The organism is Pseudomonas sp. 32A, assembly GCF_052682255.1.
This window is the reverse complement of sequence record NZ_JBQYLY010000001.1, coordinates 5,565,785-5,586,018: the sequence shown is the minus strand read 5'-3', so window position 1 is coordinate 5,586,018 and position 20,234 is coordinate 5,565,785. Positions and strand designations below refer to the sequence as shown.

Genomic DNA, 20,234 nt, shown 5'->3' with positions numbered 1-20,234 from the left:
GCTGCTGACGGCGATTACGCCGAGCGCACCAGCCCTCAGTACTTAAGAACAACAACAAAAAAGCGAGAACTGATATGAAACCGTACACCCCCTCACGTCCCTGGGTGTTGCCCGCGCTTGCCTTGGTTTTGGGACTCAGCGCATCAGCCAACGCCGAGCAGTTCATTGGTTTTGGCCAGCCGGGCATCCCCGGCAAATGGGCACTGGAGTCATTCCCGGTGTTCAATCGCACGGCAGACGGTAACGTCCGCGTCGGTGGCAATACGGTGTTGGCGTACTTCTCCGAGACGGGCTTTACCGACACCACCCGTGATCAGTTGCAGTTCTGGGTGGGCGCCGTCCCCGGTTACGCCAGCACCAATGGCGCACGGGACACCAGCCCCTGGGGCATTGCTTCACCCAACCTGGGCTTTGCCTACTACTACAACGTGGTGGAGCCCACCAGCGAGCCCGGCTCTGCTGACTACACCACGTTCTGGACCAACCCGACCCTGATGGTCGAGTTCCCCAATGGCAACGACGACATCGCCGGTTACGGCGCCTTTGCCAATCGATACGCAGTGAGTTTCAGCTTCGCCAATTACGTGCGCGTCGGGAACTTTGCCGCAACCTTTACCCCGGCGGGCATCCATTACGCCGCGCGCAATCGCAATACCACCGACCTCGGCACCGACAACCCCAAGCGCCTGCGCGGCGGGGTCAGCTTGTGGCTGGCGAATGTTGCCGCCGGGTACCTCGTCACAGACGACCTGTGGTTGGGCGTGCATCACGTCTATCACATCAACAATAAAGCCGCGTCGGACTTCGCCGAGTCACGCGTTGGAAAGATCGGCCCGTCCATGACCTATACCGGGTTTGCCCAACAGGGGGTCTACCTCTCCGCCAATATGAACTTCGAGTACTACCGCAGCGCCAACCTGACCCGTGCCAATGAACTGACCATGGCGCTGGTGAAGTTCTTCTAATCGCGCTTGCGAAAATTTCCGAGGACTATTGCATGCACACTACAACACCCGCTCCCCAGCCACAGGACGTACCCGTAACAGTGCGCTGGCTGAACCCGATTGGCTGCCCCACATTCGACGCCCCCATCGCCGGCCTGCTCCACGGCATCAAGCAACCATCGACGCACATTGAAGTCGTGTCCTTTGGCATGGCGCACAGCCCGACTCATCTGGAGTATCGGGCGTACGAAGCTCTCACTTATGAACGCACCCTCCGTATCGCCCGCGACTGCGGGCAACAGAACATTGACGCGCTGGTGATCGGCTGCTTCTACGATCCCGCGCTGGAAGATGCCCGGGAAATCTCCGGCGACACGATCGTCGTCGCCCCTTGCCAGGCAAGCCTGCAAGTGGTCGAGCATCTGGCCAACCGGTTCTCGATCATTGTCGGGCGCAACAAGTGGATGGAGCAGATGCATGAACGGGTCCGCAGCTACGGCGCGGCGGACCGGCTGGCATCGATGAGGCCACTGGGCATGGGGGTTGATGAATTCCAGAAGGACCCCGCCCTCACCCGCAGCCGAATCATCGAACAAGCCATGCTGGCCGTCGAAGAGGACGGGGCCGAAGCCATCGTGCTCGGCTGCACCATCGAGTTCGGTTTCTTTGAGCAGGTGCAGCGGGAAGTCGGCGTACCGGTAATCGACCCCGTGGTTGCGGCCTTCAAGATGGCCGAGGCCATGGCCGGCATGAAACGGCGCTTCGGCTGGTCACCCAGCCGGGTCGGCAGTTGTGAACCGCCACCGGAAACCGAGATCAAGGCCTTCGGCCTGTTCCAGGGACCGGTGCCGATCGGCAATCGGGTCAAGGCATAACCCTCCCTCACTTGGATGATCTTCTATGAGCATGAGCAACGTCACCGAGACGCCCTCGCCGGGCAGCAACCCGTCCATCCAGCAGGTGGGCGATGTGTTCAGAGATGTTCCCTTGACTCGCGAGCACCTCAAATGCTGCCTCGCGTTGTTCTTTGTATTTGCCATCGAGGCGTGGGAGATGATGATCATCGTCTACACCGCGCCGCTGATAGCAGAAGACCTGACCCTCGACGCGCTCGCAGTCGGCAATCTGATCAGTGCCATGTTCATCGGCATGCTGCTGGGGTCATTGGCCTGGGGCAAAGTCGCCGAACGAATTGGACGCAAACGCGCGATTCTCTGGAGCCTGGCTATCTACGGCGTGATTTCGCTGGCCAGTGCGTTCGCCCCGAACTACCTCAGCCTTTATGTGCTGCGGCTGCTGTCGGGCGTAGCGGCAGTGGGGATGATGGTCGTCACCTTTGCCCACTATCAGGAACTGCTGCCGGTGCGCCATCGCGGCGCGCTCACGGTGTACCTTGCCTCGGGCTGGCCGATCGGGATGTTGCTGGCGCTGGGAGCCACGGTATGGCTGATGCCCTGGGGCTGGCGCGCGATTATCGTGCTGAGTTCCATGGGAAGCCTCTGGGCGCTGGTGGTGGCGCTCTGGGTTCCGGAATCGCCTTATTGGCTGGCGAGTGTGGGCAGGCAAGCGCAGGCCAAGAGGGTGATCCATCGACTGAGTCGCGGCGCCGTGCAAATAGCTGAAAGTTGCCAGCTGCACGTCGACCAGAGCACCCGAGGCTGCCAGCGCGATTTGTTTGCAGGCGCCATGCTCAAAGTCAGCGCCCTGCAAATCTTCGTCAACTTCACGTTCTCATGGGGTTATTGGGGATTGCAGACCTGGCTACCGACCCTATTGCAGCAACGTGGTCTGAGCTTGCCGCAAAGCTACGGCTTCATTGCACTGTCGGCGCTGTGCATGATCCCCGGTTACGTCGCCGCGTCCTTCCTGACCCATCGTTTCGGGCGCAAGAAAATCATCATCGGCTTTATCGGAGCCTCAGTGGTTGCCGGCTACGGCTTTGCCAACGCACACACCCTGGAAATGCTCTACCTGAGCAACTTTGCCCTGGCTTTTTTCAGCCTTGGCGCCTGGGGTGTCTGGGGCACCTGGATCGCCGAACTGTACCCGACGCCACTACGCACCATTGGTTACGGCTGGGCGATTTTCGCCCAGCGGGTAGCCAACGTCCTGGCGCCCTCGCTGATCGGTGCACTGGTGGCTTATGGCGCGTCCTTCAATGTTACGACCACCCTCATCAACGCCTTCATGCTGATTACCGTGATGTTAGTGGCATTTATTCCGGAGACCGAAGGCAGGGCCTTGCAATAAACCGCCAACCGTCGCCGCCGTTTCGGACAAGACAGCAAGAAGCAGCCCGACATCAGCCTCGAGACAAGTCGGTTTGAATGCATGCCGTTGGCATCAGCTTCCCGGACAACCGGGAAGCTCTACTACTGAGTGATGTCGCTGTACATCACCCCAGAAACGGAATTCATCATGGACACACAATCGCCGGCCAATGGGCTGGTATTTCCAATGCAACGGGGCCCCTTCCAGAACAACGGGGCCTCACCATGGTATTCAACAATCGCACTGGGCAGCCCTGGTCAACCGTTGAAGCTGGCAATCGATTCAGGCACCAATATCAGTTGGGTGACCTCAACACTTTGCCCAACAGATAAATGCGTTCATTTCGCCGCAGGCCGGTTTGACCACCGAACTTCCAGCACATTTGCATTTACCGACTGCCTGCAACGCCCCTATAGCTTTGGCCCCTGGGGCACGATGCAGGTTGAAAGCGCTTCGGACGTGCTAACCGTTCCGTCAGGAAGTGCACAGCCGATCAAGCTGTTTCTGGCAACCCACTATGACGGTGACTCGTTCAAGCAGCTGGATTGGGATGGCGGTATCGGCCTGCCGTGCAGCAGCGCCTACATTGAAGGACGAAGCTCATTTCTGTTCCAGGATCTGATCAGCAGTGGTCGACTCGATCCGACGCATCCCTACGTAGCGTTTGACTGGAACCCCTCAGATCGCAGCGGTACGTGCCAGATGGGTGCTATCGACGCCTCCAAAACCCGGGGCCCGGGGTTGTTTCTTCCTTGGTCCGTCTATAGCAGATTGCCGGGCGTGGAATACATCTGGTCTACCGAACTGAAGTCCTACTCGGTGGGCGGTGAAACGCTGGCGAACAACTTGAGCTTTGCCCTGGACTCAGGATCGTCGCAATTCAAGGGCGATGACGCGATCATGGGACAAACCCTGGCGCTTATCGCTCGCGGCGCACGACCTGACGTCGTGTTGGAATTTGCCGAGGGTGAAATCACCTTGGGTGCTGACCTGTATAGCCTGCTGGTTGAAGAAGGCCCACAAAAGGGGCAGACCGTCCCGCAGTTTGCGCCGCTGGGCCTGCCTGACCTTGTGCTGGTGGGATCACTGGTCATGGAGCACTGCTACACCGTTTATGAATATCAGGTGGTGCAATGCGGGCATGAGGTTTACTCACTCGCCCCCACCGGAATCTGGTTGTTCAATCGCCCAGGTGGGCCGCAGATCATTACCCGCTCGTCGTCACGTCCGTTCAACCCAGGCCCCCGCCCGGTGGCGAACACAAAGGTCATACTTCCTGGCCCGACGATTGAAATCCCCTCCGCCGAGCATAAATCGGTGGCAGGCACCTGGAAAAATGAATATGGATCAGTCATGACCCTGGCGGTGACGGGCAATCGGATTCGCGGCACCTATCAGTCTTCGACCGGCTCAACAGGCAAGTACGAAGTGACAGGTTTTCAACTGAACGAGCCTGCTACCCCCGCTCTAAGTCAGCCGGTGACATTGGCTATCGAGTGGCACTCCATCGGCGATGATCCGGCGGATCCGAGCTGGAATTGGTGTTCAGGACTAAGCGGGCAGATGAGTGTTACACCCGCAGGAGACAAGCTGCAGCTATCGCACGTGTTGGTAGCAAGCAGTGACTTTCCCGGGCTTGCGGGACAGGGGACTTACGTTGACAAGCTTACTTATCGGCGAGTGGATACGGCATCGCCTGATGATCCGAGTACGCCGCCCCTGGAGACACTACCGATTGAGAACGCGTTGAACGGCACATGGGTGGCTGACAATGGGACGACACTTGAACTGAGTGTGCGTGCTTCCAGCCAGCGGCAGTGGGGTCACGTCCGTGGGTGGCTTTCCGCATCGGGTAGTCATGTTGAGGTGTCCGGCTTCACCGATATCAACGCACTTGCGAGCAAGCTGGCGCTGCAATCGGTGAGCCTCACCGCCGCACAAACGCAGGAATCAAGCGTAAGCAGCCTTTGTGGTTCATTGGAATTACAAGGTGAAGTGCTAAACCTGTTCTCGGTGACAAGTTCAGCAACGACACCCCAGCGTTCCTATTTGGCGACGCAGGTATTGGCACTCCGTTTCAAGCGTAACGAGACCACGCGCCTATGAACCAAGCCCCTACCCGCGCTTACCCATCAACGGATCACTGATGCTATGCGCCCCCGTCTCGATGCGCCCCGCCACTCGTCGCACCCAGCCATGCTCGTCACGTAGCTTGAAGTCATACCAGCCCCCATTCGGCTGACAGGAGAACGTCCGTTGCACCGTACTGCCTCCCGCAATCTCCAGCAGCCAAGGCCCTTGTTTGGTGTAAGGGCAGCGCTCGATGGTCACCGAGGCCGCACGCTTGCCGGGGTTGGCCAGGGTCAGCAGCAAGGTATCGCCGTGATACGCCAGGGATAACTCCGGCTCGCGACGCTGCAAATGTCCTTTGAACGACCGGTGGAAGCCATTCGGCCCCAACAGCCAAAGCTTGTAGGCGCCCGCGACTTGCCAGGTGTCGCTGAGGTGTTTGCCGGCCTCTACCGTGTAGCGGCGAGGTACCTCGTCCAGGTGCAGGCGGTCGTAGACGTGGAACACCACGCCTTGTTCGCCATTGTTGAAGAAGTCGAGGCTCACTGAGCTGGCGCGACGATCAACCGAGCTTTCGACGTTCAACTGGTACGGCAGCGCTCGGGATGGGCGCGCCATTCGCGCCTGGAACGGTGCCTGTTGCTGACCCACAGTTGGCAGGGCGACCTGGGGCAACTGCTCCTGGCGTTGACGCAGGGAGTCGGCGGCCTGGCGGCTGATGGTGTGCAGCGGCGGCAGGGTCTCGGTGTTGGGGTTGACGAAGTTGAAGGCTGAGGTGAGGTCGCCGCAGACGGCACGGCGCCAGGCGCTGATATTGGGCTCGCGTACGTGGAAACGCTTTTCCAGGAATTGCAGCACGGAGGTGTGATCAAACGCCTGGGAGTTGACCCAACCACCACGGCTCCACGGTGACAGCACCAGCATCGGCACTCGCGGGCCGGGCCCGTACACGCCGCCATCGGGCGCGGGTTGCTGAGTCGTGCCGGGTGGCGCAGGGTGGGTGAAGATCTCACTGTCGAACTTCACTGTGGACTTGCCGGCAAAGCTGCCGTCCAGACGTTTGGACGGGGCGGATGGCGACGGCACGTGATCGAAGAAACCATCGTTTTCATCGTAGTTGACCAGCAACACGGTCTTGCTCCAAACGTCCGGGTTGGCGGTCAACGCCTTGAGGATTTCCTGGGTGAACCAGCCACCCTGCACCGGGCTGGAAGGCCCGGGGTGTTCGGAGTAATCGGCCGGGGCCACCAGCCAGCTGACCTGAGGCAGGCGCCCGTCGTTCACGTCTTTGCGAAAGCCCTGGATGATCGCTTCCAGGTCGCTGCCGCTGACGGCCGGGAGTGTGTTGCCGTTGCCCTTGTACAACGGCACGCGGGCGTTCAGTTGATCGCTGTAGGGCACAAAATCCTTGAAGTCTTTCGGTGGCACGGCGGGGTTGCCGGCCGCGACGCTGGCTGCACGAAACTGGCGAAACCCGGCCAAGGGGTTGTCGCCAAAGTTATCCGGCAAGTACTGGTAAACCTTCCAGCTCACGCCCGCTTCTTCCAGGCGCTCGGGATAGGTTTTCCAGGTGTAGCCCACGCTCACCGCGCCGGGGCCGTCCCATTCATTGACCACCGCCGCCACATTCGCGCCGGTGGGGCCGTTGGTGCCGGTCCAGTGGAACAGCCGATTGGGATTGGTGCCGGCGTGCACCGAACAGTGGTAGGCATCGCACACGGTAAAGGTGTTGGCCAGGGCGAACTGGAACGGCACTTCCTGCTCGCGGTAGTAGCCCATCGAGGTGGGCGTCTTGTACGTCGGCCAGGCATTCATCCGGCCACTGCCCCACGCGGCGTGCTCATCGACCCAGGAATGCGGCGTGCCGCTGACCCGCTGTGCGTTGCCACGGGAACTGTCCAGGTGATAGGGCATAATCCGCCGCCCGACGCCCTGCTGCTCCCACACCCGATGCCCGCCCGGCAGCGGAATGGTGAAGCGGTCGCTGAACCCGCGCACGCCGGGCAAGGTGCCGAAGTAGTGATCGAATGAGCGGTTTTCCTGCATCAGGATCACCACGTGTTCGACGTCCATGAGGGTGCCGGTGCGGTTGTTGGCGGGGATCGCCAGGGCCTGGCGAATGGAGTCGGGCAACAGGGTGTAGGCGGATCCGATGGCAGCTGCCTGCAGCAACTTTCTGCGTGTAAGAGTCGGCATAAGACGATTCAATCCCTTGAGGTTCTGGAGCAAGGCTCAGGACAAAATAGGCACTCAAGGCGACAAAGAAATGACATCGCTCGAATCGCGTTCGAGCTGCCCCACCTGATACTCCCTCGGCGTACACCCGAACTCGCGCTTGAACACCGTGTGCAGGTACTGCGCCGATTTGAACCCGCAGTCGTAGGCAATATCAGCAATGCCGGCCCCGGTATTTTCCAAGCTCGCCACCGCCGCCGCGAGTTTGAAGCGCAGGATTTCGTCGTGAACGCTGCGGTTCAGTTCGCTGCGAAAATGCGCTTCCAGGGACGACCGCGACACACCGACGTAGTTGGCGACCTGGGCGGTCTTGATGCCCTGGCAGGCGTACTGGCGAATGAAGTGCAGCGCCTGCATCACGTAAGGGTGGCCGAGGGGTTGGTGCAGGCTTGAGGTCTGCACGTTGACCGCTTCCGGCGGCACCAGGATCTGGCTGCCTGTCGAGGGCATACCGTGCAACATCTGGTGCAGCAGGCGCGCGGCGGTGCGGCCCATTTTTTCGGTGCCCTGGATCACCGAACTCAGTGGTACGCGGGTCAGGGTGCGGGTCAGCGGGTCGTTGTCGATGCCGATCAGTGCCACTTGCTCCGGCACCGGGATGCCGGCGGTGAGGCAGGCTTGCAGCAACTGCCGGGCCCGTGCGTCGCTGACTGCAATGATGCCGATGGGCTTGGGCAAGCTGTGCAACCAGGCGATCTGCTGCTCCACCGCCGAGTCCCACAGCGGTGCGCTGGTGCCCAGCCCGCGATACACCTCCACCGGCAGGCCATCGCGCTCCAGCAAACGGCGGAAGGCTTTTTCGCGCTCCTGGGCCCAGCGGTTGATATCAGCTTGCGGCAGGCTGAAACAGGCAAAGCGCGTCAACCCGGCTTCGATCAGGTGTTCATACGCCAGCTTGATCAGGGCGAAATTATCGGTAGCCACGTACGGAATATGCCGTGGGTAAGCCCGCTCATCTTCATAAGACCCGCCCACCGCCACCACCGGCACATGCACACCCGCCAACGCCGGGCCCATCGCCGGGTCGTCGAAGTCGGCAATGATCCCGTCGCCATGCCAGCGCTCGATACCCTTGAGCCGGCAGACGAAGTCCTCCTCCAGAAACAAATCCCATGACACCCGCGTACTGCTCAGGTAGTTGCCGATCCCGGTGATGATGCCGCGGTCGTAGATCTTGTTGCCGTTGAACAGCAGGGCAATCCGGTGCACAGGCGGGACGGTTTTCACAGGGACGGCTCCATGGGAGGTGTCGATCAACTATGCGCCAAAACTACTCAAAATCGAACCCGGCTCTGGTGATTTTCATAATCGCTTGGCCGGGGGCCGTTGCTAGTATCGAGGCAAGGTTAACGTGCACTCATAACAACAAGGATCTGGCGATGCCCTACTTTCCTGCTGTCGAAAAAATCCTCTATGAAGGCCCCAATAGCGACTCTCCCCTGGCCTTCCGGCACTACGATGCAAACAAGCTGATCCTCGGCAAACCGATGCGCGAGCACCTGCGGATGGCCGCGTGTTATTGGCACAACTTCGTCTGGCCGGGCAGTGACATGTTCGGCTCCGGCACCTTCCAGCGGCCCTGGCAGCAACCGGGGGAAGCCATGCAGGTGGCGCGCGGGAAAGCCGAGGCGGCGTTCGAGTTTTTCTCCAAGCTGGGCATCGATTACTACAGTTTCCACGACACCGACGTTGCCCCAGAAGGCGCAAGCCTGGCGGAGTACCGCAACCACTTCGCGCAGATGGTCGACGAACTCGAACGCCATCAGGAAGAGACCGGCATCCAGCTGCTGTGGGGCACGGCCAACTGCTTCAGCAACCCGCGCTTTGCCGCCGGTGCCGCGAGCAATCCCAACCCCGAGGTGTTTGCCTATGCGGCGGCCCAAGTGTTCAGCGCGATGAACGCCACCCACCGTCTCAAGGGTTCCAGTTATGTGCTGTGGGGCGGCCGCGAAGGCTACGAGACCCTGCTCAATACCGACCTCAAGCGCGAGCGCGAGCAACTCGGGCGTTTCATGCGCATGGTGGTCGAGCACAAATACAAGATCGGCTTCACCGGCGAGCTGTTTATCGAGCCCAAGCCACAGGAGCCCACCAAGCACCAATATGACTACGACAGCGCCACCGTGTTTGGCTTCCTGCATCAGTTCGGCCTGGAGAAAGAGATCAAGGTCAACATCGAGGCCAACCACGCCACCCTCGCCGGCCACAGCTTTCACCATGAAATCGCCACCGCCGCGTCCCTGGGGATTTTCGGCAGCATCGATGCCAACCGCGGCGACCCCCAGAACGGCTGGGACACCGATCAGTTCCCCAACAGCGTCGAGGAACTGACCCTGGTCACTTACGAGGTACTCAAGGCCGGTGGTTTCAAAGGCGGCGGCTACAACTTCGATTCTAAAGTGCGCCGCCAAAGCCTGGATGAAGTTGACCTGTTCCATGGCCACGTGGCCGCCATGGACGTGCTGGCGCTGTCCCTGGAACGCGCAGCCGCCATGGTCCAGAACGATGCCCTCGAGCAGTTCAAGGCCCAACGTTATGCCGGCTGGGACCAATCGTTCGGGCGCGCCGTACTCGGCGGTGACTTCAGCCTGGAATCGCTGGCCGAGCATGCCTTCAGCCACCAACTCAACCCTCAAGCGGTAAGCGGCCGCCAGGAGATGCTCGAAGGCGTGGTGAATCGCTTTATCTATCCATGACCGCTACGCTCCAGGTCCAGAAGTGCGTCTAAACAACAATAAAAGGGACTCACCACCATGAAACACCTGAAAACCGTCTTGATCACCAGCGTTCTGGCACTGCTTTCCAACTCGGTCATGGCCGACGCGGCCCACCCGAAAATCGGCTTTTCCATCGACGACCTGCGCCTTGAGCGCTGGGCCCGCGACCGTGATTACTTCACCGCCGCCGCCGAACAACTGGGGGCCAAGGTCTATGTGCAATCGGCGGACGCCAACGAACAGCGGCAGATCTCGCAGATCGAAAACCTGATCTCCCGGGGCGTCGACGTGATTGTGATCGTGCCGTTCAATGCCACGGTGCTGAATAACGTGGTGGCCGAAGCCAAGAAAGCCGGGGTGAAAGTGCTGTCCTATGACCGGCTGATTTTGAATGCCGATATCGACGCCTACATCTCCTTCGATAACGAAAAGGTCGGCGAGATGCAGGCCCAGGGCGTGTTGAACGCGCAGCCTAAAGGCAATTACTTCCTGCTGGGCGGTGCGCCGACCGACAACAACGCGAAGATCCTGCGCCAGGGCCAGATGAAGGTGCTGCAGCCTTCGATCGACAAGGGCGACATCAAGATTGTCGGCCAACAATGGGTCAAGGAATGGAACCCCACCGAAGCCCTGAGCATTGTCGAAAACGCCCTGACCGCCAACAGCAATAAAATCGACGGCATCGTCGCCTCCAATGACGCCACCGCCGGCGGCGCGATCCAGGCCCTGGCGGCACAAAAACTCGCGGGCAAGGTGCCGGTCTCGGGGCAAGACGCCGACCTCGCCGCGATCAAACGGGTGATCGCCGGCACCCAGACCATGACCGTCTACAAGCCCCTGAAGCTACTGGCGACAGAGGCGGCCAAGCTCTCGGTGCAACTGGTGCGTGACGAGAAACCGGCCTACAACTCGCAGTACGACAACGGCAGCAAACAGGTGTCGAGCATCCTGCTCAAGCCGACCGCATTGACCAAAGACAACGTCAACGTGCTGGAAGAAGACGGGTTCTACACCAAAGCGCAAATCGCCGGGCAGTAAGCGTACGGCTCACTGCAGGGGCGGCTTGAGGCTGCTCCTGCCTTTTCGCTGTGGAATGAGTGCCCGCCATGTCCGATTACTTGCTGGAAATGAACAACATCGTCAAAACCTTCGGTGGCGTCAACGCCCTGAATGGTATCGACATCAAGGTGAAACCCGGGGAATGCGTGGGGTTGTGCGGAGAGAACGGCGCCGGTAAATCGACCCTGATGAAGGTGTTGTCGGCGGTGTATCCCCATGGCACCTGGGACGGTGAAATCATCTGGGACGGCCAGCCGCTGCGCGCCCATTCCATCGCCGAAACCGAAGCCTGCGGCATCGTGATCATCCACCAGGAACTGACCCTGGTGCCCGACCTCTCGGTGGCCGAAAACATCTTCATGGGCCACGAGTTGACACTGCCCGGCGGGCGCATGAACTACCCCGCCATGATGCACCGCGCCGAAGCCCTGATGCGCGAGCTGAAAGTGCCGGACATGAACGTCGCCCTGCCGGTTTCGCAGTACGGCGGCGGTTACCAGCAACTGGTGGAAATCGCCAAGGCCCTGAACAAACAGGCGCGCCTGCTGATCCTCGACGAACCCTCCTCGGCGCTGACCCGTTCGGAAATCGAGGTGCTGCTGGACATCATTCGTGGGCTCAAGGCCAAGGGCGTCGCCTGCGTGTACATCTCCCACAAGCTCGATGAAGTCTCGGCCATCTGCGACACCATCGCGGTGATCCGCGACGGCAAACACATCGCGACCACGGCCATGGCCGACATGGACGTGTCGCGCATCATCACGCAGATGGTCGGCCGTGAGATGAGCAACCTCTACCCCACCGAACCTCACGCCGTCGGCGAGGTGCTGTTCGAGGCGCGCCACATCACCTGCTACGACGTCGATAACCCAGGCCGCAAGCGCGTGGACGATGTCTCGTTCAGCCTGCGCCGTGGCGAAATCCTCGGCATCGCCGGGCTGGTGGGCGCGGGCCGTACGGAGCTGGTGTCGGCGCTGTTCGGCAGCTACCCCGGGCGCTACGAAGGCGAGGTGTGGCTGGACGGCAAACTCATCGATACGCGCACGCCACTGAAGTCGATTCGCGCCGGGCTGTGCATGGTTCCGGAGGACCGCAAACGCCAAGGCATCGTGCCGGACCTGGGCGTTGGGCAAAACATCACCCTGGCGGTGCTCGACAGTTTCTCGCACCTGACGCGCATCGATGCCGAGGCGGAGCTGGGCAGCGTCGAGCAGGAAATCAAACGCATGCACCTGAAGACAGCGAACCCGTTCCTGCCGATCACCAGCCTTTCCGGTGGCAACCAGCAGAAAGCCGTATTGGCCAAGATGCTGCTGACCAAACCCCGGGTGCTGATTCTCGACGAGCCCACCCGTGGCGTGGATGTGGGTGCCAAATATGAGATCTATAAATTGATGGGCGCACTGGCGGCCGAAGGCGTGTCGATCATCATGGTGTCGTCGGAGTTGGCCGAAGTACTGGGCGTGTCTGACCGGGTGCTGGTGATCGGCGAAGGTCAGTTGCGTGGCGACTTCATCAACCAGGGCCTGACCCAGGAACAGGTACTCGCCGCCGCCCTCAGCCAACCAAACGGGCATGACAATAATAATGATCGGAAGTCCGCGTAAATGAACCAGGTCAAACAGCTCTTCACCCGCTACAAAATGCTCGCCCTGTTGATCGCCGTGGTGCTGATCTGGGTGTTTTTCAGCTGGCAGACCGAAGGCGGTTTCCTGACCCCGCGCAACCTGTCGAACCTGCTGCGGCAGATGTCCATCACCGGCATTCTGGCGTGCGGCATGGTGCTGGTGATCATCAGCGGCGAGATCGACCTGTCGGTGGGCTCGATGCTCGGTTTGCTCGGCGGCGTCGCGGCGATCCTGGATGTGGTTTATCACATTCCCCTGCCGCTGAACCTGGCCATTGTCGCCCTCTGCGGCTTGTTGATTGGCCTGGGCAACGGCTATATGACCGCGTACCTGCGCATCCCCTCGTTCATTGTCGGGCTGGGCGGCATGCTCGCGTTTCGCGGGGTGCTGCTGGGCATTACCGGCGGCACCACGATTGCGCCGGTGTCACCGGAACTGGTGTACATCGGCCAGGGCTATCTGCCGACGGTGGTCGGGGTGATTCTCGGCCTATTGCTGTTCGGGCTGACGGTGTTCCTGACCTGGCGCCAACGCCACAACCGCGCCCTGCACGGGTTGGCACTGCCGTCGATGCTGCGGGACAGCGTGCGCGTGGTGCTGATCGGTTTCGTGCTGGCCGGTTTCGTCTACACCCTCAACAGTTACGACGGGATTCCCGTGCCGGTGCTGCTTCTGCTGGTGCTGCTGGGGGTGTTCAGTTACGTCACCAGCCAGACCGTGTTCGGGCGCCGCATCTATTCGGTGGGCAGCAACATGGAAGCCACGCGCCTGTCGGGGATCAATGTGCAGGCGGTCAAGCTGTGGATCTTCGGGATCATGGGCGTGATGTGCGCCCTCGCCGGGCTGGTCAACACCGCGCGCCTGGCGGCGGGTTCACCCTCGGCGGGCAACATGGGGGAACTGGACGCCATCGCGGCGTGCTTTATCGGCGGTACGTCGATGCGCGGCGGTTCGGGCACGGTGTACGGCGCCCTGCTCGGTGCGCTGGTGATCAGCAGCCTGGACAACGGCATGTCGATGCTGGATGTGGACAGCTACTGGCAGATGATCGTCAAGGGCAGCATTCTGGTGCTGGCGGTGTGGGTGGATGTGAGTACGCGGACGGGGCGGCGCTGAGGGCGCCAGCCGGTTACTGCACCGGCAGGAAATTCATCAGCAGCAGGCTTTGCGCATAGTTGAGACCGATGCGCCGGTAGCGTTCGTCGAGCATCTGGGTCAACAGGTCGAGGCGCGCGACGATCTTGCCGAATTCGACGGCGAAACTCAGGTTGCTACCCGCCTCCGAGATCTCATTGGAGAACAGCAACAGCGAGCCATTGGCATCCTGGCGCTGACTGAGCAGCCAGGTGGCCTTCTCGATATTGCGCGCGGCATTGCTGACGAATTGGGGGTTGATCGAGTCCGTTATATAAAACTCGGTGCGCCCGCCGTGTGCCGTCACCAGCATGCTGCCGATCGCGTAGATGAAGGCGCCCACCCGGTCGCCGCGGAACTCCGGGCTCAGGGAGTAGCTCAATGCGGCCAGGTCGCGGCGATCCCCCAGGGCGGGCAGCGGTTGGCGAAGTTCGATGGCCTGGCGGATTTGCCGGGCGGCGGTCACAGCGTCTGTGTAACCCGATTGGCGCCACTGGTTAGGGTTGCGCAGGTAGAGTTTGCTCATCAGCAAATACAGGCTTTGCAGGTTATCGCGCATGCTCAGGGTGGCCATGCGATCAACGCTTGTCTGGAAGAACTCGTCGGGCTTGCCGTTGCTGAACTGCTGGGCAATATCGCGCCCCTGCTGCTGGCTGCAACCGTTGGCGCAAAGCATCAAAACCGCAGCCAGCCACAACGGCTGGCGCATCCATCGAGTGATAACAACAGGTAACGTGCAATCCATCGGCACCAGGTCTGGGTCTTCTGTCCACGCCGGAAATTAGTGTGGTCGGGACAGAGATAGATCGGAAGAATGGGAAAAAGTGCGAAGAGGCGGGAATATTGACGGCAAAGAAGCCCGACACAGTGGTCGGGCTTCTTCGGGTGCATCAGTTATCGGGGTGTTCACTCGCGACAGAATCAGCCGCGTCTACATCCGACATGTCCTCTTCCAGAGGGGCGTCATCGTCCGGTGGTAGAGGCGCTTCAGGTTGATCGCGCCGGGGGTCATGCCCGGTTTCATTGTCTGTACCACGGGTTACCCCCTGCTGGGATACGTTTCCAGGGGCCTTCTCGTCAATTTCCATGCTGGCTCTCCGTTCTAGCGCGGGATGTCCGTGCTTAAACATGAGAAACGGTGCGGTGTCGCGAGTGCCGGGTGATGGACGAACGGCTTATCACGCGAAAGAACCGCGCACAGCTTGATGAAATGAGTGTATTGAAAGAATGCGTGCACTTGCGGCCGCACGCTAGCACGGTATATGAGCTAATAGCACTGAACCACTTCTTTGGAGAGCACGGGTAAATGGCAGAACTGATGGAAATGCTCGACGGCCCAAGGACCGCACAGCAGGAGCTGTTCTACGACCTCGAAGATGCGACGGCCATCATCGCCTGGTCGGTCAATGAGCTGGCCGCTATCGCAGGGGGCGCCAAATCACCCGACGAAGCTGTCGCCCTGATGAAGATGGGTGCACTGCTCGCGGCTCAGCAGGAAAAGCTCAGCGGGTACGCGGATGAGGTGAAGGCGGGAAGGATCGTGCGGGGGGAGGATCAATAGTGATAAACACGCTACGCACCCAACAACCTTTCACATCCCTTTCACAGTCGAGCGCTTATGGTTACCCCAGCTCCTAAGTGAACACCTTTAAGCCCGCACTCCCCATCGCGGGCTTTTCTTTGCCCGAAATTCAGTAAAAGGGATATCAAAACCTTCATCCAGTTTCATTTGTTGATGGCCTGGGCTGTCGCCTTAATGCTCCCACACGAACTCGTGCACAGGAGCAAAATATAATGAAAAAACGTCAACCGTTACTTCAGCTCAATACCTTGGCCGTGGCGCTGGCATTTGCCTTGCCGGCCATGAGCTATGCCAGCGATCAGTCCGACTCCAAGGGCTTTGTCGCCGACAGCAGCTTGAATATCCTCAACCGCAACCTGTTCTGGAACCAGAACGGCAACGGCGCCCACACCCGTGACTGGAGCCAGGCGCTGATGGCGACCTACAGCTCAGGTTTTACGCAAGGCACCATTGGCATCGGCATTGATGCGTTTGCCGACCTGGCGTTGCGCATCGACGGGGACACCGACCGTGCCGGTGGCCCGAACATTCCGTCCGACGCCAATGGCAATCCGGATCACGGCTTCGCGAAGGCTGGCGGTGACGTCAAGTTCCGTATTTCCAATACCACGCTCAAGGTCGGCGACCTGCAGCCTACATCGCCGGTGTTCGCCACCGCCGATAACTACCTGATGCCACAGACCGCAACGGGCTTCCAGATCGACAGTCATGAAATCACCGGCCTGAACCTGGAGGCCGGCCATTACACCTCCGGCACCGGTACCACCACCACCTCGCGCAGCGGCGACATTCTCGCCAGCTATGCAGGCGTGGCTGCGTCGTCGGCCAGTTTCGCGGGGGGCAAGTACCAGTTCAGCAAGGAATTCACTGCGTCGCTGTACGGAGCGCACCTGGAAGACGTCTGGAACCAGTACTACGTCAACTTGAACCTTGTTCATCCACTGACCGATGACCAGTCCGTCGCGCTGGACTTCAACCTCTATCGCACACTGGACGACGGCAGCGCCAAGGCCGGGACCATCGACACCACCGCCGCCTCGCTGGCGGCGGCCTACACCCTGGGTGCGCAAACCTTCACCCTGGCCGGACAGAAGGTTCATGGTGACGAGCCGTTCGACTATGTCGGCTTTGGAGAGACCAATGCCGGTGTCGGTGCCGGCCGCTACGGCAACTCGATCAACCTCGCCGACTCCGTGCAGTACTCCGACTTCAACGGCCCGGGCGAGAAGTCATGGCAGATGCGTTATGACCTGGACATGAGCACCTTTGGCGCCCCCGGCCTGAGCTTCATGGCCCGTCATATTCGCGGTTCCGGCATCGACGGTACGCATACCCCCGGCAATTCGGCCTACACCGGGTTCTATGGTGCCAACGACCAGGAACACGAAACCGACGCCGAAGTGAAATACGTGGTGCAGAGTGGCCCGGCCAAGAAACTGTCCTTTCGCCTGCGGGAGGCTTGGCACGATGGTGATGCGTCCACCGGGGGGCATCTGGTGCAGACGCGGCTGATTACGGAGTATCCGTTAAATATCTTCTGAACAGACGGGAGTGCCCGGGCGATGGATCGACCGGGTACTCTGCGTGGCCAGGTATTATTCGGCAGGCATTTTGATTCCACACACACAAAAAAGGCGCTACCAAGAGCGCCTTTTTTGTTACCGCTGACTTATTGCAAACTAACCTGACGCAGTTCGGGCTCTTTCCCGCTACCAATCGTGATGCGCTTGGGCTTGGCCTCTTCAGGAACCACGCGCAGCAAGTCGATGCTTAACAGCCCGTTGTTCATCGAAGCACCGCGCACCTCGATATGATCTGCCAGCCGGAACGACAGCCGAAATGCTCGTTGCGCGATGCCCTGGTGCAGATAAGTGACTGCTTTCTCGGTTTCGCGCTTGTCGCCAACGACTGTCAAAACGCCCTTCTCGACCTGAATATCCAGATCCGCTTCAGTAAGCCCAGCGACTGCAATGACAATGCGATATTCGTCATCACCGTGCTTTTCCACATTATGAGGCGGATAAGTGTTCGGAGCCTCGCTGCGAAGCGCCGACTCAAACAGGTCATTGAAGCGATCGAAGCCCACGGATTGACGGAACAAAGGGGCCAACGAAAGGGTAGTAGCCATCTCAAAATCTCCTGATTAAATCCAAGTGATTAAGTGCGCGACCCGCATTCGGCGTCGCGTGATGAAAATTTATGTTCGCCGGGAAAATTTTCAAGAGGGCAGATAAAAATTTTTACATTTGCGTACCAGCCGGGAACGGCTGGCTCGGTTGGATAAACAGGCCGCCCGCTTACATCGAGCGCCCTTCGTTACGACTTTGTTGTTTTTTTACGCCTTTCCCAGTTATTCGTTCGTATTGGTGGTGAATAAACCACACGACCAAGAGCAGGCCAGACAAGCCAATAACGAACAGCAATAGCTCTATTGCGGGACCTTCGTGTGAAAACATTTTTCGTTCCTCATCCTGAAGTAGTGTGACCTGAAAACGGTCACCACCGAAATTGTTCGTAACAATTCATACATTCTCAGGGTAGTCGCCAAAATCACAGGTGGCAACCCTGGATCACTCTAAAATCCTTGATCTAGACACTTCTCTCGGCCACGGCCCCTGTGTGCGCTGCGTTTGGGGATGTCGGCCAGCGGCACCCATCAGTGCTGACGCCGGACCGGGCTCGTGACTTGCCGTAGTCAGTCACACCCCCAATCAATAAGCCAAGCGCGCAATTATTTAGCGCGCCTATTATCTTGATTCATTTTTTTGTATTCCTTAACCCACACCCAACCACCAAGCTGCGATCGAGATCAAAGGCTTCCCATGCATGCGATCAACAAATTGACGTAACGGGCTCCCTCCCCTGACACCTCGGCCCTCGGAGGCCTATATGAAATTAAGATCCATGAATATCGCACGCAGAGCCTTCATCTGTTTTGGTCTAATCACCCTTTTACTGATCAGCCTGGCAGGCTTTTCTTATTTACAAATCGGCCACTTACGTACTGCAGAGCAAGATATCGAGCAAAACTCCCTGCCCAGCATCCAGGTAATTGACGACATTCAAATCGCCCTTCTTCATGCCCGCCTGGAGAGCATCCGCATGCTCTCAAGTACCACCAAAGATGTGCATGATGCATCCCTGTCAAAAGTTGAAGAGGCCATACGGACACTTCAGTCAAAGACAGAGTTTTATGGTAAAAATTTGATATCTGGCGAGCAAGATCAAATTCAATTTGAAAAGGCAAGCCAAGTGATGAACACCTATATTGAGGGGCTCAAAAAAGTACTTGCATTGGATTTATCTGATCATGAGCAAGCGGTGACTTTTGCTAATACGGAACAGGCGCAACGAGCAAGCGCCTATCAAGAGCAACTGACAATCCTGCGTGAGCAAAATGCACGCCAGGCAGTGGTGTCTGGTCAGGAGGCGGCGGACGTATATGCCCATAGCGTAAACGTACTCATAGCCGTACTGGTTGTTGCATTTGCGCTCACCCTTCTCCTGGCTACTTTATTTACCAAGAGCATTGTGAGCCCTATCAGCTCATCTCTGAAATTGGCAGAGGGTATAGCGGCAGGCGACCTTACCCATGACCTTGATGTCACTGGCTCAGATGAGGCATCACGCTTAATGCACGCGCTTAATTTGATGCAGAAGAACCTCAGGAACACGATATTGGAAATCTCAGGCGCGTCAGCTCAACTGAGTACTGCAGCCGTCGAAATGACCTCTATCACAGAAAGTGCTGATCGCACATTACAGCAGCAAAACAGCGAGATAGAGCAAGCTGCCACAGCGGTCACCGAGATGAGCACTGCTGTTGAAGAGGTAGCCCGGAATGCCAACTCCACCTCTGAAGCAGCCATGCAGTCGAGCTTGGCAGCAGATCTCGGCAACAAAAAAGTGACTGAAACGCTTACCGCCATGCGAGGCCTTACCGGACTAGTCGAGGTTTCCTCAGATCAAGTAAAAGAGCTCGCGGGCCAGGCTCAAGACATTAGCAAAGTTCTAAGCGTCATCAGGGCGATTGCCGAACAAACCAACCTGTTGGCTTTGAACGCTGCCATTGAAGCCGCGCGTGCAGGAGAACAAGGCCGTGGCTTTGCGGTGGTCGCAGATGAAGTTCGAGCGTTGGCGCACCGGACCCAAACTTCGACTCAAGAAATTGAACAGATGATTTCGACGATTCAAGCCGGTTCGTCTGCCGCAGTAGCATCGATGCAGAAGAGCACGTCTGAGGTTTACAGCACGCGAGATACGGCAGAGCAGGCAGGCCAATCGCTTCGACAAATCATAGATTCAGTGCTCGAAATCAATGACCGCAATATCCAGATTGCAACTGCCTCCGAAGAACAAGCTCACGTAGCACGTGACGTTGACCGGAGCTTGATTAGCATTCGCGACCTGGCCATTCAGAGCAGTGAGGGTACTCGACAGACGCTGACTGCGAGCAATGAACTGTCACGATTGGCAGTCAACTTGAACGACTTGGTTCTCCGATTCAAGACGTTGATGCTGGATCAAGCGCCCTGCCAGATTCATCACACAAATTCATAAAGCCCGATCACCCGCTCAGTTACAGATAGCAGAG

16 protein-coding genes are annotated in these 20,234 nt (G+C 59.0%); 11 read left to right on the top strand and 5 right to left on the bottom strand.

What is annotated here, in order from left to right:
- The first annotated feature begins 74 nt into the window (after window positions 1-74).
- From ACUN0G_RS25635 to ACUN0G_RS25620, 4 genes are all read left to right on the top strand, one after another.
- Complete coding sequence (locus ACUN0G_RS25635; protein WP_445574642.1) at window positions 75-965, top strand: hypothetical protein; 891 nt, start codon at window positions 75-77, stop codon at window positions 963-965.
- A 32-nt stretch (window positions 966-997) separates the two neighbouring features.
- Window positions 998-1,819, top strand: coding sequence for an aspartate/glutamate racemase family protein (locus ACUN0G_RS25630; RefSeq protein WP_445574641.1), 822 nt, complete (start codon window positions 998-1,000; stop codon window positions 1,817-1,819).
- A 25-nt stretch (window positions 1,820-1,844) separates the two neighbouring features.
- Entirely contained in the window at window positions 1,845-3,194 is a 1,350-nt protein-coding gene (locus tag ACUN0G_RS25625) for an MFS transporter (protein WP_445574640.1), read from the top strand.
- A 168-nt stretch (window positions 3,195-3,362) separates the two neighbouring features.
- Entirely contained in the window at window positions 3,363-5,321 is a 1,959-nt protein-coding gene (locus ACUN0G_RS25620) for an avidin/streptavidin family protein (protein ID WP_445574639.1), read from the top strand.
- A gap of 9 nt (window positions 5,322-5,330) precedes the next feature.
- Here the strand turns inward: ACUN0G_RS25620 and ACUN0G_RS25615 are convergent, their stop codons facing one another.
- The gene (locus ACUN0G_RS25615; RefSeq protein WP_445574638.1) at window positions 5,331-7,481 is read right to left on the bottom strand and encodes a phosphocholine-specific phospholipase C; all 2,151 of its coding nucleotides are present in this window, start codon (window positions 7,479-7,481) and stop codon (window positions 5,331-5,333) included.
- A gap of 54 nt (window positions 7,482-7,535) precedes the next feature.
- On the bottom strand, window positions 7,536-8,747 hold the full coding sequence (locus tag ACUN0G_RS25610; protein WP_445574637.1) for a XylR family transcriptional regulator: 1,212 nt from the start codon (window positions 8,745-8,747) through the stop codon (window positions 7,536-7,538).
- A 152-nt stretch (window positions 8,748-8,899) separates the two neighbouring features.
- Between ACUN0G_RS25610 and xylA the strand changes: the two genes are divergently transcribed.
- The 4 genes from xylA to ACUN0G_RS25590 all read left to right on the top strand — a co-directional run bounded on the left by xylA (window position 8,900) and on the right by ACUN0G_RS25590 (window position 14,040).
- A complete protein-coding gene (gene xylA, locus ACUN0G_RS25605; RefSeq protein WP_421523036.1) occupies window positions 8,900-10,216 on the top strand; it encodes a xylose isomerase in 1,317 nt (438 codons plus the stop codon).
- A 57-nt stretch (window positions 10,217-10,273) separates the two neighbouring features.
- Window positions 10,274-11,275, top strand: coding sequence for a D-xylose ABC transporter substrate-binding protein (gene xylF, locus ACUN0G_RS25600; RefSeq protein ID WP_258346700.1), 1,002 nt, complete (start codon window positions 10,274-10,276; stop codon window positions 11,273-11,275).
- 68 nt (window positions 11,276-11,343) lie between these two features.
- Window positions 11,344-12,903, top strand: coding sequence for a D-xylose ABC transporter ATP-binding protein (gene xylG / locus ACUN0G_RS25595; protein WP_445574636.1), 1,560 nt, complete (start codon window positions 11,344-11,346; stop codon window positions 12,901-12,903).
- Window positions 12,904-14,040 carry a sugar ABC transporter permease gene (locus ACUN0G_RS25590; protein ID WP_445574635.1) on the top strand — a complete coding sequence of 379 codons (1,137 nt, stop codon included), beginning with the start codon at window positions 12,904-12,906 and terminating at the stop codon, window positions 14,038-14,040. It begins immediately after the preceding gene.
- Window positions 14,041-14,053: 13 nt separating this feature from the next.
- Here ACUN0G_RS25590 and ACUN0G_RS25585 read toward each other — a convergent pair whose 3' ends face one another.
- Window positions 14,054-14,767, bottom strand: a complete 714-nt coding sequence (locus ACUN0G_RS25585) for a hypothetical protein (RefSeq protein WP_375378913.1) — start codon at window positions 14,765-14,767, stop codon at window positions 14,054-14,056.
- Window positions 14,768-14,948: 181 nt separating this feature from the next.
- Window positions 14,949-15,146 carry a hypothetical protein gene (locus tag ACUN0G_RS25580; protein WP_177009152.1) on the bottom strand — a complete coding sequence of 66 codons (198 nt, stop codon included), beginning with the start codon at window positions 15,144-15,146 and terminating at the stop codon, window positions 14,949-14,951.
- A 218-nt stretch (window positions 15,147-15,364) separates the two neighbouring features.
- Here ACUN0G_RS25580 and ACUN0G_RS25575 point away from each other — a divergent pair, with 218 nt between their 5' ends.
- Complete coding sequence (locus tag ACUN0G_RS25575) at window positions 15,365-15,619, top strand: hypothetical protein (RefSeq protein WP_445574634.1); 255 nt, start codon at window positions 15,365-15,367, stop codon at window positions 15,617-15,619.
- Between the two features lie 233 nt (window positions 15,620-15,852).
- The gene (locus ACUN0G_RS25570) at window positions 15,853-17,181 is read left to right on the top strand and encodes an OprD family porin (RefSeq protein ID WP_445574633.1); all 1,329 of its coding nucleotides are present in this window, start codon (window positions 15,853-15,855) and stop codon (window positions 17,179-17,181) included.
- A 128-nt stretch (window positions 17,182-17,309) separates the two neighbouring features.
- Here ACUN0G_RS25570 and ACUN0G_RS25565 read toward each other — a convergent pair whose 3' ends face one another.
- Window positions 17,310-17,768, bottom strand: a complete 459-nt coding sequence (locus ACUN0G_RS25565; RefSeq protein WP_003219642.1) for an Hsp20 family protein — start codon at window positions 17,766-17,768, stop codon at window positions 17,310-17,312.
- Window positions 17,769-18,529: 761 nt separating this feature from the next.
- Here ACUN0G_RS25565 and ACUN0G_RS25560 point away from each other — a divergent pair.
- A complete protein-coding gene (locus ACUN0G_RS25560) occupies window positions 18,530-20,200 on the top strand; it encodes a methyl-accepting chemotaxis protein (RefSeq protein ID WP_445574632.1) in 1,671 nt (556 codons plus the stop codon).
- The last annotated feature ends 34 nt before the right edge of the window (window positions 20,201-20,234 follow it).

What these genes read in the sequence shown, in the direction of transcription:
- ACUN0G_RS25560 (WP_445574632.1), top strand. Translation starts at nt 18,530, where the DNA reads ATGAAATTAAGATCCATGAATATCGCACGCAGAGCCTTCATCTGTTTT.
- ACUN0G_RS25620 (WP_445574639.1), top strand. Translation starts at nt 3,363, where the DNA reads ATGGACACACAATCGCCGGCCAATGGGCTGGTATTTCCAATGCAACGG.
- ACUN0G_RS25565 (WP_003219642.1), bottom strand. Translation starts at nt 17,768, where the DNA reads ATGGCTACTACCCTTTCGTTGGCCCCTTTGTTCCGTCAATCCGTGGGC.
- xylG (WP_445574636.1), top strand. Translation starts at nt 11,344, where the DNA reads ATGTCCGATTACTTGCTGGAAATGAACAACATCGTCAAAACCTTCGGT.
- ACUN0G_RS25615 (WP_445574638.1), bottom strand. Translation starts at nt 7,481, where the DNA reads ATGCCGACTCTTACACGCAGAAAGTTGCTGCAGGCAGCTGCCATCGGA.
- ACUN0G_RS25580 (WP_177009152.1), bottom strand. Translation starts at nt 15,146, where the DNA reads ATGGAAATTGACGAGAAGGCCCCTGGAAACGTATCCCAGCAGGGGGTA.
- ACUN0G_RS25590 (WP_445574635.1), top strand. Translation starts at nt 12,904, where the DNA reads ATGAACCAGGTCAAACAGCTCTTCACCCGCTACAAAATGCTCGCCCTG.
- ACUN0G_RS25630 (WP_445574641.1), top strand. Translation starts at nt 998, where the DNA reads ATGCACACTACAACACCCGCTCCCCAGCCACAGGACGTACCCGTAACA.
- xylA (WP_421523036.1), top strand. Translation starts at nt 8,900, where the DNA reads ATGCCCTACTTTCCTGCTGTCGAAAAAATCCTCTATGAAGGCCCCAAT.
- xylF (WP_258346700.1), top strand. Translation starts at nt 10,274, where the DNA reads ATGAAACACCTGAAAACCGTCTTGATCACCAGCGTTCTGGCACTGCTT.
- ACUN0G_RS25625 (WP_445574640.1), top strand. Translation starts at nt 1,845, where the DNA reads ATGAGCATGAGCAACGTCACCGAGACGCCCTCGCCGGGCAGCAACCCG.
- ACUN0G_RS25635 (WP_445574642.1), top strand. Translation starts at nt 75, where the DNA reads ATGAAACCGTACACCCCCTCACGTCCCTGGGTGTTGCCCGCGCTTGCC.
- ACUN0G_RS25575 (WP_445574634.1), top strand. Translation starts at nt 15,365, where the DNA reads ATGGCAGAACTGATGGAAATGCTCGACGGCCCAAGGACCGCACAGCAG.
- ACUN0G_RS25570 (WP_445574633.1), top strand. Translation starts at nt 15,853, where the DNA reads ATGAAAAAACGTCAACCGTTACTTCAGCTCAATACCTTGGCCGTGGCG.
- ACUN0G_RS25585 (WP_375378913.1), bottom strand. Translation starts at nt 14,767, where the DNA reads ATGCGCCAGCCGTTGTGGCTGGCTGCGGTTTTGATGCTTTGCGCCAAC.